Here is a 12,530-nt window from a genome sequence, read left to right on the forward strand (position 1 = left end):
AGCACCTGGGTGACGTCGAAGGGGTACGACATCAGTGCTTGCCGCCCGGGCGGTGACCTCGGGCCTCCGATCCCTCTCTCTGTCCCCTCGAACTCCAACCTAGACCGCTTTCTGGGCGGTGCAGGGTCGTTCTGCTGAATAGAGGGACCTTCTCCTCTGGAACGGAGGCGGCCCCCTGTGATCGCCTGCGGGTAGGCCCTCCGAGGAGTGGAGACGGACGTGATCATCTTCGGCAATGCGCTCCTGGCACGGCGGGTCCGCGTCGGGCTGGGCACCCTGATCGTCCTCGTCCTCGTGGGCGTTGTGTCGGGTCTGGTCGTCGGGGAGAGCCTCGCAGCTGTGATCCAGGCGCTGCTGGGGCAGATCGGCGACGAGCCCCCTCCGACCCGATGAGGCAGCACCCGCTCGCCCTGCCGTCTGACCGCGCTAGTCGGAGCTGAAGGGCGCGTTACACCGCTTCACGTCGCCTGCGCGATCCAGGATCGTCGCCGGGTCGCAGTTGGGTGCGCATCCATCGCACGAGCTGCGCCTCTCGCACTTCAGTCAGCGGATCGTTCTGGCAGATCGCGTGAAGCAGCACATGGGCGAGACGGTCGATGTCGGCTCCAGAGCGTCGTGACCATCGCAGCAACACGGCGTACGCGGTGTGCGAGTTGACGCCGTAGAGCAGCATCATCACGCCCTTGGCCTGCTCGATCTTGGTGACCTGGTGGGCACTGTGGACGACTGGGCCGACGTGCGCCAGCGCCGTCATGTGCGCAACGCCTCTTCGAGCGCTGCGTGCGCGCGCAGACCGATATCGGTCGGTCTCTCGAGCAGGGCTCGAGCGACACGTGCACGCAGGTGAAGCAAGACGGCGTCATCGCCTGCCGCAAGCTCTCGCAGGCGGGCTGCAGCGACGTCGACCGAGCATCGGTCGGACGTAATGACGCGGAGCATTTGCAGAACGGTCAACTCGATGGGTCTATGAGCCCGACGGGACGCCGACCTAGCGGAATGAGCCGAACGCGAAGGCGTGGACAGAAGGGTGGAAAACAAGACGAGCACCTCGAGAGGTCGCCGGACAAGAAAGGACAGCCACCGGTGTCCTGGGGTGACTCGATTCCGTCGTGGTCCGGGACGGACTTCGTTGTGTGGCTACACGACAACAGGTGGAGCGACACCTGGCAAGCCCCCAGTGCGGAACAAGAGACCAAGGTCCCCATCTGATCGGCTGCTGCGTGCGGCTCACGCGCCGCTGAGTGCCCTACGGGCGGCCTGCCGGCTCGTCTCGCACGATGAACCAGACTGTCTTGCCCTCGTCCCGGGTACGCACTCCCCAGTCGGCGGAAAGCCCCTCGACCAACAGCAGTCCGCGGCCGTCGGTCGCCTCGCAGTCCGTGGCTCGCATGACGGGTGGGATCCGGGACTGGTCCGACACCTCGACCTGGACTTCGCGGTCGTGCCAGGACATCTGCACCAGCACGCGACCCCTCCCGTGCCGGATCGCGTTCGTGGTCAGCTCGCTGGTGAGCAGCAGGACGTCCTCACGCGACTGGCGCGAGTAGTTGGTCAGACACTGGCTGATTCGCCCACGTGCTTGGGCGGCCGAGTCGGGACCTGCCGTGAAGACCCAGCCCACCCGCTCTGGTTCGGAGCACGGTGAACTAGTTGTCTTCATATACCTCCGGTACCCGAGGCCGGTCGTCCCACGCCGGACAGGGCCGGCTCGCCACGTTTGCTGGAGCGCCGTCATCGGCGGTGAGCGCGAAGAACGAGGCACGCTCAGGTCTTGACGGCAGTCACGTCCCGGGGTGCCACGAGTCGGGGACCACAGCGACGGGGACCTGGGCGTAGTGGAGGACGCGTCGAGCGACTCGACCGGATGCCAGCAGGATGCGCCGTTCGCGGCGTCCGAGGACGACGAGCTGGGCGTGGGCGACGTCAGCGAGAATGACCGTGGCCGGATGGCCGTGCCGTTGTCGGATCTCTACGGCGACGGTGGGGTGGGCTGCCTGGGAGGGGGCTAGCGCGGACTCGATCATCACCCGATGGCGTTGGACCCATTCTTCCACTGAGCGCGGTCCGGCCAGGGGCTCGGCGGTGATGAACGGGGGCCATTCCCAGCCATGGGAGACAACGAGGGGACAACCACGCCGTTCGGCCTCGGCGAACGCGAACTCGAGCAGACCGGGGGTTGTCCCGGCGGGGTCCACTGCGAGCACGATCGGCTCGCGTGCATGCGCCTCAGGGTCCCAGTCCTCGGGAACCACGACGGTCGGGAGGGGGGCTCGGGCGACGACGGCCACCGCCACCGAGCCGAGAATCAGCTGCGCGAATGTGCCGGCGCCGCGCCTGCCCACGACGAGGAGGTGTTGACCTCGTGCCCGGGCAAGAAGACCGCTGACCGCCCCTCCCACCGAGAGGATGGTGCGGGTGTTGAGCTCCGGTGAGGTCTTCTCGAGCTGGTGCTTGAGGTCGGCGAGCATCTCGCGCCCGGGGGAGTGCTCAGCGGTGATCGTGGCTCCCGGGGGGAGGTCGCCGTCCTCGATCACGTGCACCAGATCGAGGCCGCGGTGTGTGTCGCGGGCGTAGCGCGTCGCCCAGGCCAGTGCCCCCCTGTCGTGGGAGGCGTCGGCGATGCCGACGACCAAGCTCTCGCCCCTCTCCACATCTTGAGGGTGGGTCGGTTGCAGGGTCAGGAGTCCGCGTTGTTCGGCGTCCTGCAGATCGGAGCCGGCGCTCGCGAGCAGGTGGTGGGCCAGGTCCTCGAGGGCGCGGGCCGCGGCGAGCTCGTCGCCGATCTCGGCGATGTCCCGGTCCTGCGGGTGGCGTCTCGCGAGACCGACTCCCTCGATCGTGGCCGCGGTCGCCTGGCGAGTCTCGAGCCGGGCGCGGGCATGGGTGCGATGCTCATTCTCGTCCAGGAAGACTTTTACGTACCAGGTCTTGGTGGTCGGCTTGTCAGATGCGGTGGGCATGTCGACTCCTCGGCAGACGGACTGGGTGGGCGAGTCAGCCAGTGCGGCTGGGGCCTCGACCGGCCCGTCCTGGCCTCAGGACACCTTTGCTCGTGGCGCTCGTGCTAGGGGCATTGGGCCTCAAGGTCCGCCGTCACACGTTGAGACCTAGGAGCACCACGGCGTTGGCGACGCTGGTGACGGTGGCTTGGTGGCTTCGCGCGTGGAGCCTGATGCGTTCGAATGCCTGATCCGTGCTGATGTTTCTCTTGGCTGACAAGACGCCCTTGGCCTGCTCGATGATCACCCGACTCACGAGCGCGTGCTGCAGCTGCGCGATCACGTTGACCTGGGATGCACCCTGCATGGCATTGAGGAGGAAGAGGGTCGTGACGTCGGCCACGAGCGCTGCCGCGTCGAGATCCTCCTGCAGCCAATCACGTGGGGATCGCGAGCAGAGATCAATGGCACCCAGCGTCTGATCGTGCGTGTGGAGAGGAAGCGATGCTACCGAGGCGATGTCGACAGTGGCGGCTGCCGCACAGTAGGCGGGCCACCGCGCGTGTTCCCTTGGCAGATCGTGGACGGGGACCACTCGACCGGTCTGATAGGCCACCAGACCTGGACCTGCCTGGCTCTGCTCCTGGGCATGCTCGATTGCGGCGATCCCGGCGCCGTGGACTGCCGGGAAGCTCAGCCGGCCGTTGTCCGCCAGACCGACGGCGACTCCGTCGAGGGCGAACAGTCCGGTCATCATGACAGCCAGGTGGGACAGCGGCCCCGAGGTCTCAGGACTGACCGCGAGGTGCCCCACGTAGTCGGTGAGGGCACCTACGTAGTTCTGCTGGTCATACATCGGGATCTCGAGACGAAGGATGCCTGATCACCCGAGCGGCGAACTCGGTCCTTCGTCCTTCCCCTCTCTGTCCCCCTCAAGTTCCAAACTAGACCTGCTGCAGCTGTGTCGTAACCCTTCGGAGGGGGAGTTGCGCCAGTCCCTCAACCGGTCATGGAACACATCTCCAGGCACGACGGTGATCGAGGTCTCGCCCTGTTGCTGCTCGATGTCCGCGCGCGTAGCGTCAGGAGCACGGGGGAATATGCGGGTCCGGGATTCACGCGTGTTGAGCTGGTGAGCGAAGTGGGCGCCGAGTATCTGGTGCGGATCTTCCTGCTCGGCGACTTCGTGATCCTGCGCCCAGACGGGACCCCGATCCCTGACCACGAATGGCGCACGGCCAAGAACCGCGATCTGCTGCGGTTGCTGGCCCTGCACAGCGGAGCTCCGGTGTCGGTGGCAGGCATCGTGGACAAGCTCTGGGGGGATACCCGCGGGGACCGGGCGAGGGCCAGTCTGGGCACGGCGATCAGTCACCTGCGCCGAACGCTCGGACCTTCCTGCGTGATGCGGCGGGGAGACACCATCACGCTGGAGCGCGCCTGGGTGGACGTGACGTCCTTCGAGAAGACGGCCCTCGCCGTGCAGAAGGCTTGCAGTAGAAGCGACTTCACGACCGCGGTGGCTCTGGCACAGTCGGGGGACTACCTGCACGTCGGAGAGTTCCGCGCCTCGGACGACGACACTGGGTGGGGCGAGGCCGTGCGTGCGTCGCTCGCGGCACTGGAAGGCGAGTTCGCACTCAACGTGGCCGAGGCCGCCCTCGCGTTGCACGAGTGTGGAGTCGCGCTCGACCATGCCCGTGCCGCCGTCGAACTGAACCCGGCAGACGAACCGGCTCACCGGGCGCTGATGCGCGCCTACGCCGGGCTGGGCGAGATCGGCGCCGCGGTCCGTGCCTTCGAGACCTACCGCGACTACGTCGCCGATGAGACACATGCCGCGCCCACCGCGCAGACCCTGGATCTGTACCTGGAGCTCCTGCGCACCAGTGGTCAGTAACCGCTCAGGGGCAAGGTCGTTCAACTCGCCTTCGCGCAACGACCGGTGCGGGTCCTAGGCCCCTGGCGAGGCCGTGGCGGGGCGACGACACTGTGATGCAGGACTCAGGGAGGCTCCTCATGGAGACCCGATCGCTGGACCTCGACGGCTTGCAGACTCTGATCGACGTGCTCGCTCGGCGTGGGTACACCGTGCTCGGCCCGACCGTGCGTCAGGGCGTGATCGTCAACGCTCCCGTGCGAGGCGTCGGCGATCTCCCGCTGGGATGGGGCGACGAGCAGGATGCCGCCCACTACCGCCTGCGCCGACGCACCGACGGCGCGGTGTTCGGCTTCGCCGCCGGTGTCCAGTCGGCCAAGCCTGTGTTCTTCCCGGCCGAGCAGGTGCTGTGGCGGGGGCGACGTACGGCGACCGGTTTCGACGCCCAGGTGCCCGACCCGACCGCCGAGGGGCCCTACGCACTGTTGGGCGTGCGCTCGTGCGACCTGCACGCGGTGGGCATCCACGACACCGTGCTGCGCGACCGCGGCTTCCGTGACGACGCCTACGCCGCGCGCCGCGAGGACGCGTTCGTCGTCGCGGTCACGTGCAGCGACCCCGCGGGGACCTGCTTCTGCGCCTCCATGGACACCGGTCCGCGCGTCCGAGAGGGGCACGGTGCACCCTTCGACCTCGCGCTCACCGAGCTCATGGAGGGTGGCGGGCATCGCTTCCTCGTGGAGGTCGGCAGCGAGCGCGGCGCCGAGATCGTCGACGAGATCGGCGCCGCCCCGGCTGCGGACGCGGACCTCGAGCTCGCCGAGCGGGTGGTCGAGCGAGCGTTGTCGCGGATGGGGCGCAGGCTCGACACCGTGGGGCTCAAGGAGCTGCTCTACGCGAGCGCGGAGAGCCCGGTGTGGAACGACATCGCCCGGCGCTGCCTGGCCTGCAGCAACTGCACCGCGGTCTGCCCGACCTGCTTCTGCACCACCGTCCAGGACAGCACCGATCTGAGCGGGGACCGGGCTGATCGGAGCCGGGTGTGGGACTCGTGCTTCAACGCGGACTTCTCCCACGTCCACGGAGGCAACGTCCGCGAGTCCACGCGGGCGCGCTACCGGCAGTGGATGACCCACAAGCTGGGGGCCTGGATCGACCAGTTCGGGACCTCCGGGTGCGTGGGCTGTGGGCGCTGCGTCACCTGGTGCCCGGCGGGGATCGACATCACCCAGGAGGTCGCTGCCCTGCACAGCGCGGCGGGGGGCGACCCATGACCGCGCCGATGCTCCCGCGGTGGTTCACGGTCAGCTCCACTCGCCACGACATGCACGACACGCACACCCTGGAGCTGGCGCCGCTCGACGGCCGTCCGCTCGCCTTCGTGCCGGGGCAGTTCACGATGCTGCTCGCGTTCGGGGTGGGCGAGGTGCCGATCTCGATCTGCGGTGATCCCGCCCACCCGGAGGTGCTGGGCCACACCATCCGCGACGTCGGCTCGGTCTCGCATGCGCTGGCCACGGCGCCGCCCGGCTCCGTGCTGGGGGTGCGCGGCGCGTTCGGCACCGGATGGGAGGCCGAGCGGGGGCGCGGTGGCGACGTGGTGATCGTGGCCGGCGGGATCGGGCTGGCGCCGCTTCGCCCGGCGATCCTGCAGATCGCCGCCGACCGCGCGGCGTACCGCCGGGTGCTGCTGCTGTACGGCGCCCGCGAGGCGGGGGAGATCCTCTACCCCGAGGAGCTGAGCGCCTGGGCCGAGCAGTCCGGCGTGGAGGTCGAGGTGATCGTCGATCGCCGGACACCGCCCTGGCGCGGTCGGGTCGGCCTAGTCACCGAGTTGGTGGCCGAGGCCGGCTTCGACGCCAGGCGGGCACTTGCGCTTGTGTGCGGCCCCGAGGTGATGATGCGCCACACGGCCCAGACGCTGGTCGAGCGCGGGGTGGCGCCCCACCGGGTGCGGCTGTCCCTGGAGCGCAACATGGAGTGCGGGATCGGGCTGTGCGGGCACTGCCAGCTCCGTGAGCTCTTCTGCTGCCTGGACGGGCCCGTGCTCGGGTTCGACCGGCTCGAGTCGCTGATGAGCCGGGCGGAGCTGTGACATGACGACCGCCACCACGACGACCGCGACCACGACGACCGCGACCACGACGTGCGGGCCCAAGCGGCCCAAGCTGGCGGTGTGGAAGTTCGCCTCCTGCGACGGGTGCCAGCTGACCGTCCTGAACTGCGAGGACGAGCTGATCCCCCTCGCCGGCGCGGTGGAGATCGCCTACTTCCCCGAGGCCACCCGTGCTGTCGTGAAGGGCCCCTACGACGTCTCCCTGGTCGAGGGGTCGATCACCACCCCCGACGACCTCGAGCGGATCCACGAGGTGCGAGGCGTGTCCCGCCGGCTGATCGCCATCGGCGCCTGCGCGACCGCCGGCGGGATCCAGGCACTGCGCAACTTCGCCGACGTCGCCGAGTTCCGCTCGGTCGTCTACGCCCACCCCGAGTACGTCGCCACGCTCGCCCGGTCCTCCGGGATCGCCGAGCACGTGCCGGTCGACGTCGAGCTGCGCGGGTGCCCGATCGACAAGCACCAGCTGCTGGAGGTGCTGGCCGCCGAGCTGCAGGGGAGGGCGCCCAGGATCGCCACGCACAGCGTGTGTGTGGAGTGCAAGCGCCGAGGCAACGTGTGTGTCACCGTCGCTGACGGGACCCCCTGCCTGGGACCCGTCACCCAGGCCGGCTGCGGGGCGCTCTGCCCGTCCTTCGCGCGCGGCTGCTACGGCTGCTTCGGGCCGCAGGACACGCCCAACACCTCCGCGATGGCGCAGCGGCTCACCGAGCTCGGGGTCAGCGAGCCGGAGGTGCTGCGGGTTTTCCGCACCTTCAACGCCGCCTCGGCGGCATTCTCGGGCGAGAGCGTGCGCCACGAGGGGGGTGCGCGATGACCCACAAGCACCGGGACGGCGGGCATGTCCTGAAGGTCGACCCGCTCGCCCGGGTCGAGGGCGAGGGCGCGTTGCACATCGTCTACCGCGACGGCGACGTGACCGACGTACAGCTGCGGATCTATGAGCCACCGCGGTTCTACGAGGCGTTCCTGCGGGGACGCTCCCACACCGAGCCGCCGGACATCACTGCGCGGATCTGTGGGATCTGCCCGGTGGCCTACCAGATGAGCTCCTGCTGGGCGATCGAGGATGCGTGCGGGGTCAGCGTCACCGACGAGATCCGGGCACTGCGCCGGCTGCTGTACTGCGGCGAGTGGATCGAGAGCCACGCCCTGCACGTCTATCTGCTCCATGCCCCGGACTTCCTGGGCTACGACGGGGCGGTGGAGATGGCGAGCGACCACCCCGCAGTGGTCGAGCGCGGCCTGCGACTGAAGAAGGCGGGCAACCGGCTGATGGAGGTCGTCGGCGGCCGGCCCGTCCATCCGGTGAACGTGCGCGTCGGCGGCTTCTACCGGTTCCCGAGCATCGAGGAGCTGACCACGATCCGGCCGGACCTGGAGCGGGCGCTGGAGGACTCGCTCGAGACGGTGCGCCTGGTCGCAGGCTTCGATTTCCCCGACTTCGAGCAGCCTTACGAGTACCTCGCCCTGCGACCGGAGACCGGCTACCCGATCGAGGCGGGGAGCGTGGTGACGACCAGCGGAGAGGCCTTCGCGGTGCGGGAGTTCGCCTCCCGGATCGAGGAGTGGCACGTGTCGAGCTCGAACGCGCTGTACGCCCGGCTCGATGGTGGAGCGCGCGGTCCGTACGCCGTGGGCCCGCTGGCCCGTTACACGCTCAACTGCGACCGGCTCTCCTCGCCGGCCCGCCGTGCGGCCGCTGACGCCGGACTCGGCGAGAGCTGCCGCAATCCGTTCCGGTCCATCGTCGTGCGCGCGGTCGAGCTGGTCGAGGCCTGCCACGAGGCGCTGAGGATCATCGACGCCTGGACCGGCGCGGGGCCGGCGAGCATCGCGGTGCCGCCCCGGGCCGGGGAGGGGTACGGCGCCAGCGAAGCCCCACGCGGCGTGCTGTTCCACCGTTACGTCCTCGACGGCGCCGGGATCATCCAGGACGCACAGATCGTGCCCCCCACCTCGCAGAACCAGGCCGGCATCGAGGCAGACCTGCACGCGATGGTCCGCACCTGGGCGGACCTGGACGAGCACGCCCTGCTGCACCGATGCGAGCACGCGATCCGCAACTACGACCCGTGCATCTCCTGCGCCACTCATTTCCTCGACCTGACCGTGGAGGGGTCATGACCGAGTCGGCGCGGGGCGCGCTGGTGATCGGGCTGGGCACCCCCGACGCCGGGGACGACGCGGTCGGGGGCGTGGTCGCCCGGGAGGTGGCGACCCGGCTGCCCGCGGTGACTGTCGTCGACCACGAGGACCCGACCACGCTGCTGGACCTGTGGGCAGGACACAGCCCCGTGGTGGTGGTCGACGCGGTCCGCTCCGGGGCACCGGCCGGCACCGTGCACTGGCTGGCGACCGGTGCTGCGGGGCCGCCGCTGGGCGCCGGGGCATGGAGGAGCAGCGGGCGACGAAGCACCCATGCGGTCGGGCTCGCGGAGATGGTCGAGCTCGGTCGCGCCCTCGGACGGCTGCCGGAGAGCCTCGTCGTCGTCGGCGTCGAGGCGGGCGGCCTCGACCACGGCGAGAGCCTGACGCCGAGCGTCTCCGCGGTGGTGCCCGTCGCCGCGGAGCGCGTCTGTGCGGTCGTCGGGGCCACCGTAGGGCCGGCCGCGGGGCCCGCCGCCGGGGCGGCCGGGGGAGAGGACGGCAGCGATGTGTCTAGGTGACCTCGCCCAGGTGATCGACCTGGTCGACGACAGGACCGTGCGGGCCCGCGTCCGGGACCGGACCGGCACCGTCTCGCTGCTCACCCTGAACGGCCCGGTCGCCGCCGGCGACTGGCTGCTGGTCCACTCCGGGTTCGCGCTGGCGCGCGTCACGGAGGAGGAGCGGCTCGAGGCGGAGCGGATCCGGGGCAAATCCCGGGACGAGGACTGATGACCATGATGACGACCGGGACCAGGCGCGCAGGGATCCTGCTGGCCTTGATGACCGCGCTGATCAGCGGAGTCGCGGTCTTCCTCAACGCCGACGGGGTGCGGGCCTTCGGCGACCCCACGGCTTACACGACCGCGAAGAACCTGGTCGCCGGCGTGATCCTGCTGGCGGTGGCCGGGGCCGGTCGCCGTACCGGGGCGCATCTCTCCCGGCCGCGGACGCGAGCCCAGTGGGGTGGCCTGCTGGCGATCGGTCTGTTCGGGGGGAGCGTGCCGTTCGTCTTGTTCTTCGAGGGGCTCTCGCGCGCGAGCTCCGCACAGGCGGCCTTCCTGCACAAGACGCTGCTGATGTGGGTCGCGCTGCTGGCGGTGGTGTTCCTCGGCGAGCGGTTGAGCGCCGTGCACCTGCTCGCCATCGCCCTGCTGGTGATCGGACAGGTCGGCCTGGTCGGGGGAGTGGGCGGTCTCGGCGGCCCGGAGGCGATGATCCTGGCGGCCACACTGATGTGGGCCGTCGAGGTCGTGGTCGCCAAACGACTGCTCGCGGAGCTGTCCTCGTGGACCGTGGGCGTGGTGCGGATGGGGTTGGGATCGCTCGTCCTGCTGGCCTGGGTCTCGACGCGGGGCGACCTGGACCTGCTCACTTCGATGACGCCCAACCAGGCCGGGTGGGTGCTGCTCACCGGAGTGCTGCTGGCCGGCTACGTCGCCACCTGGCTCGCCGCCCTTCAGCGGGCACCCGCCGTGGACGTCACTGCGGTGCTGGTGCTCGCCGCCCCGTTGACCGCGGCGCTGGGGGCCCTGGCCGACGGGGTGCCGCTGGCCCCCCAGCTGGACTGGCTCGGCGTCGTGCTGGCGGGCGGGGCGCTGGCGCTCTGGGCGAGCTGGCGCAGCCGCCCCCTGCCGGTCACGGCCGGGTGAGGGGGTGCCTCATGATCGGAGCCCTGCGCTTCGCCCGCTACGCCTACCCGCCCAACGAGCTCGGGTACTGCGGACCGGATGCCTCGGGCCAGCTCCTCGAGCAGGTCGCGGCAGGGGTGGCGGACGGGGACCTGCGCCGCCTGCTGCGGGGGTTCGACGGGGCCTGGCCGTACCTCGAGCTGATCGCAGCGTCGAACGGGATCGGCGACCCGCTCGACGACCGGGTGGTCGAGGCCTACTGGATCGGCAACCCACTGCTGGACCGGGTCGGCGCTCGGCGCCTGGGGGACTCGCTGGAGAGTCGCTTCCGGCGACGTGCCGGACCCTCCTGGTCGGGTTTGGTGGCTCCCGTGCCCGACGGCGCCGTCCCGCACCACTCCTTCCACGTCTTCGGGATCTATCCCTGGCTCGGTCTGCTGCGTGAGGGACGGCTGGACGAGCCGCTTCGGGTCCTCGACCGCTGTCGGATCCGGTGGGGGCAGGTCTGCTCGGTGAGCGGAGGCGAGGTGGTGGTCCGGTCGCGACCGCTGGTCTGGGACGGGCGACGGCTCGCCCTCGGCCCCGCCGCCGCGGAGAGGGCCGTAGCCAGTCGGGACCAGCGTGGCCTGGCCGGCGCCCTGCGTCCTGGTGCCTGGTGCTCGCTGCACTGGGACTGGGTCTGCGAGGAGCTGGACAGTCGGTCCCTGACCCGGTTGCGGCACTACACCCTGCGGCAGCTGGCTGTCGTCAACGCGCTGGCGGTCTCTGGTCCCGCCTCGGTGCTCTCGTGAACAGCTCGCGCGAGGCCCGACGTGGTCGACGGAGGCATCCGTCCCCTGCAGCCTTCCATCCAACGGACGATGAATCATGTGCTGGTGGATGCCCTGATGAGCGGACCCATCGACGCCACGGGCGTGGCGCTCCACGTGATCGCCAGACGATCGCTGTGACGAGCCACGGTTGACTGCCTGCCCTCTCGAACGGTGATGGAACCATCGGACGTCTGGCCCTGTTGGGTCTCACGTCAGAGGGTCACGCTGAATCCATGGCAAGGAATCGTCGGTCGAGAGGAAGCCGGGCCAGCCTGCCGCCGCGCTGGTTCATCGTGCTGTTCTGGCATGGACATCGCCTGCTGCTGCGGGTCACTCGCGGCCGGGTGGGTCTGTGGCGGGCGAGTCCGGAACGGTGGGGGGCGATGCGGCTCACGACGACGGGCCGACGGACAGGCAGGCAACGGCAGGTCGTCGTCGGCTACTTGGAGGACGGCGACAATCTCGTCACGATGGCGATGAACGGGTGGGGTGCGGCCGAGCCCGCGTGGTGGTTGAACCTCGTGGAGCATCCCGAGGCGATCGTGCAGACGCGCGATGGATCGCATCGCGTCCGCGCGCATCGTGCGACGGGGGAGGAACGCGAGCGGCTGTGGTCTCGCTGGGCCGAGGTCGACGACAACCTGGACGCCTACGCTGCGCTGCGACCGAGCCAGACGGCCGTGGTGGTCTTCGAACCAGCGGATGAGGCGAATCTCGCGGCCTGATACGTGTCGCGTCCGGCCGCCCGATGGATGCCTGACGCCCACCGCTGGGGCCGTTGGCCTCTGCCGCTGGTTCCCCGCTGCGCGGACCATGAGGGGGAAGGGAGGCGCGATCGTCATGTGGACGATCACGCCCGCCTTCACAAGTCCTGATGCTCCCCTCCTGTGGGTCCGCGATGGCCGCCCGAAGGTTGACGCGGCGGTGAGGGCGAGGCAGCGGGTCACGTATTGACTTGTTGAATCCGTGCGTCGTCCCCGGTGGGTGCGGCACCTTGCACGAGGA

At 70.0% G+C, this 12,530-nt stretch carries 15 protein-coding genes; 11 read left to right on the forward strand and 4 right to left on the reverse strand.

What is annotated here, in order from left to right; translation table 11 throughout:
* Positions 1-219 precede the first annotated feature (219 nt).
* Positions 220-393 (forward strand): hypothetical protein, encoded by a 174-nt coding sequence (locus tag ACYU7L_RS12810; RefSeq protein WP_460797160.1) that lies wholly within the window; start codon positions 220-222, stop codon positions 391-393.
* A gap of 55 nt (positions 394-448) precedes the next feature.
* Here ACYU7L_RS12810 and ACYU7L_RS12815 read toward each other — a convergent pair whose 3' ends face one another.
* From ACYU7L_RS12815 to ACYU7L_RS12830, 4 genes are all read right to left on the reverse strand, one after another.
* Positions 449-754, reverse strand: a complete 306-nt coding sequence (locus ACYU7L_RS12815) for an ANTAR domain-containing protein (protein ID WP_460797162.1) — start codon at positions 752-754, stop codon at positions 449-451.
* A gap of 492 nt (positions 755-1,246) precedes the next feature.
* Positions 1,247-1,621: an ATP-binding protein gene (locus ACYU7L_RS12820; RefSeq protein WP_460797165.1), complete on the reverse strand. Its 375-nt coding sequence runs from the start codon at positions 1,619-1,621 to the stop codon at positions 1,247-1,249.
* 160 nt (positions 1,622-1,781) lie between these two features.
* Positions 1,782-2,960, reverse strand: coding sequence for a universal stress protein (locus ACYU7L_RS12825; protein ID WP_460797167.1), 1,179 nt, complete (start codon positions 2,958-2,960; stop codon positions 1,782-1,784).
* A 133-nt stretch (positions 2,961-3,093) separates the two neighbouring features.
* Complete coding sequence (locus tag ACYU7L_RS12830; RefSeq protein WP_460797169.1) at positions 3,094-3,795, reverse strand: GAF and ANTAR domain-containing protein; 702 nt, start codon at positions 3,793-3,795, stop codon at positions 3,094-3,096.
* Positions 3,796-3,948: 153 nt separating this feature from the next.
* Between ACYU7L_RS12830 and ACYU7L_RS12835 the strand changes: the two genes are divergently transcribed.
* The 10 genes from ACYU7L_RS12835 to ACYU7L_RS12880 all read left to right on the forward strand — a co-directional run bounded on the left by ACYU7L_RS12835 (position 3,949) and on the right by ACYU7L_RS12880 (position 12,250).
* Positions 3,949-4,839, forward strand: coding sequence for an AfsR/SARP family transcriptional regulator (locus ACYU7L_RS12835; protein ID WP_460797172.1), 891 nt, complete (start codon positions 3,949-3,951; stop codon positions 4,837-4,839).
* A gap of 119 nt (positions 4,840-4,958) precedes the next feature.
* Positions 4,959-6,092 carry a 4Fe-4S dicluster domain-containing protein gene (locus tag ACYU7L_RS12840; RefSeq protein WP_460797174.1) on the forward strand — a complete coding sequence of 378 codons (1,134 nt, stop codon included), beginning with the start codon at positions 4,959-4,961 and terminating at the stop codon, positions 6,090-6,092.
* The gene (locus ACYU7L_RS12845) at positions 6,089-6,913 is read left to right on the forward strand and encodes an FAD/NAD(P)-binding protein (RefSeq protein WP_460797176.1); all 825 of its coding nucleotides are present in this window, start codon (positions 6,089-6,091) and stop codon (positions 6,911-6,913) included. The genes ACYU7L_RS12840 and ACYU7L_RS12845 overlap by 4 nt, the downstream gene beginning before the upstream one ends.
* Before the next feature lies 1 nt (position 6,914).
* Positions 6,915-7,751, forward strand: coding sequence for an NADH-quinone oxidoreductase subunit B family protein (locus tag ACYU7L_RS12850; RefSeq protein ID WP_460797178.1), 837 nt, complete (start codon positions 6,915-6,917; stop codon positions 7,749-7,751).
* On the forward strand, positions 7,748-9,061 hold the full coding sequence (locus tag ACYU7L_RS12855; RefSeq protein WP_460797181.1) for a Ni/Fe hydrogenase subunit alpha: 1,314 nt from the start codon (positions 7,748-7,750) through the stop codon (positions 9,059-9,061). Before ACYU7L_RS12850 ends, ACYU7L_RS12855 begins: the two co-directional genes overlap by 4 nt.
* Positions 9,058-9,603, forward strand: a complete 546-nt coding sequence (locus ACYU7L_RS12860; RefSeq protein WP_460797183.1) for a hydrogenase maturation protease — start codon at positions 9,058-9,060, stop codon at positions 9,601-9,603. The genes ACYU7L_RS12855 and ACYU7L_RS12860 overlap by 4 nt, the downstream gene beginning before the upstream one ends.
* A complete protein-coding gene (locus tag ACYU7L_RS12865) occupies positions 9,590-9,814 on the forward strand; it encodes a HypC/HybG/HupF family hydrogenase formation chaperone (RefSeq protein WP_460797186.1) in 225 nt (74 codons plus the stop codon). The genes ACYU7L_RS12860 and ACYU7L_RS12865 overlap by 14 nt, the downstream gene beginning before the upstream one ends.
* The gene (locus ACYU7L_RS12870; protein ID WP_460797188.1) at positions 9,814-10,734 is read left to right on the forward strand and encodes a DMT family transporter; all 921 of its coding nucleotides are present in this window, start codon (positions 9,814-9,816) and stop codon (positions 10,732-10,734) included. Before ACYU7L_RS12865 ends, ACYU7L_RS12870 begins: the two co-directional genes overlap by 1 nt.
* An 11-nt stretch (positions 10,735-10,745) precedes the next feature.
* Positions 10,746-11,504 carry a DUF6390 family protein gene (locus ACYU7L_RS12875; RefSeq protein ID WP_460797190.1) on the forward strand — a complete coding sequence of 253 codons (759 nt, stop codon included), beginning with the start codon at positions 10,746-10,748 and terminating at the stop codon, positions 11,502-11,504.
* Between the two features lie 254 nt (positions 11,505-11,758).
* Positions 11,759-12,250, forward strand: coding sequence for a nitroreductase/quinone reductase family protein (locus ACYU7L_RS12880; protein ID WP_460797193.1), 492 nt, complete (start codon positions 11,759-11,761; stop codon positions 12,248-12,250).
* The last annotated feature ends 280 nt before the right edge of the window (positions 12,251-12,530 follow it).

The organism is Nocardioides pacificus (assembly GCF_054775955.1).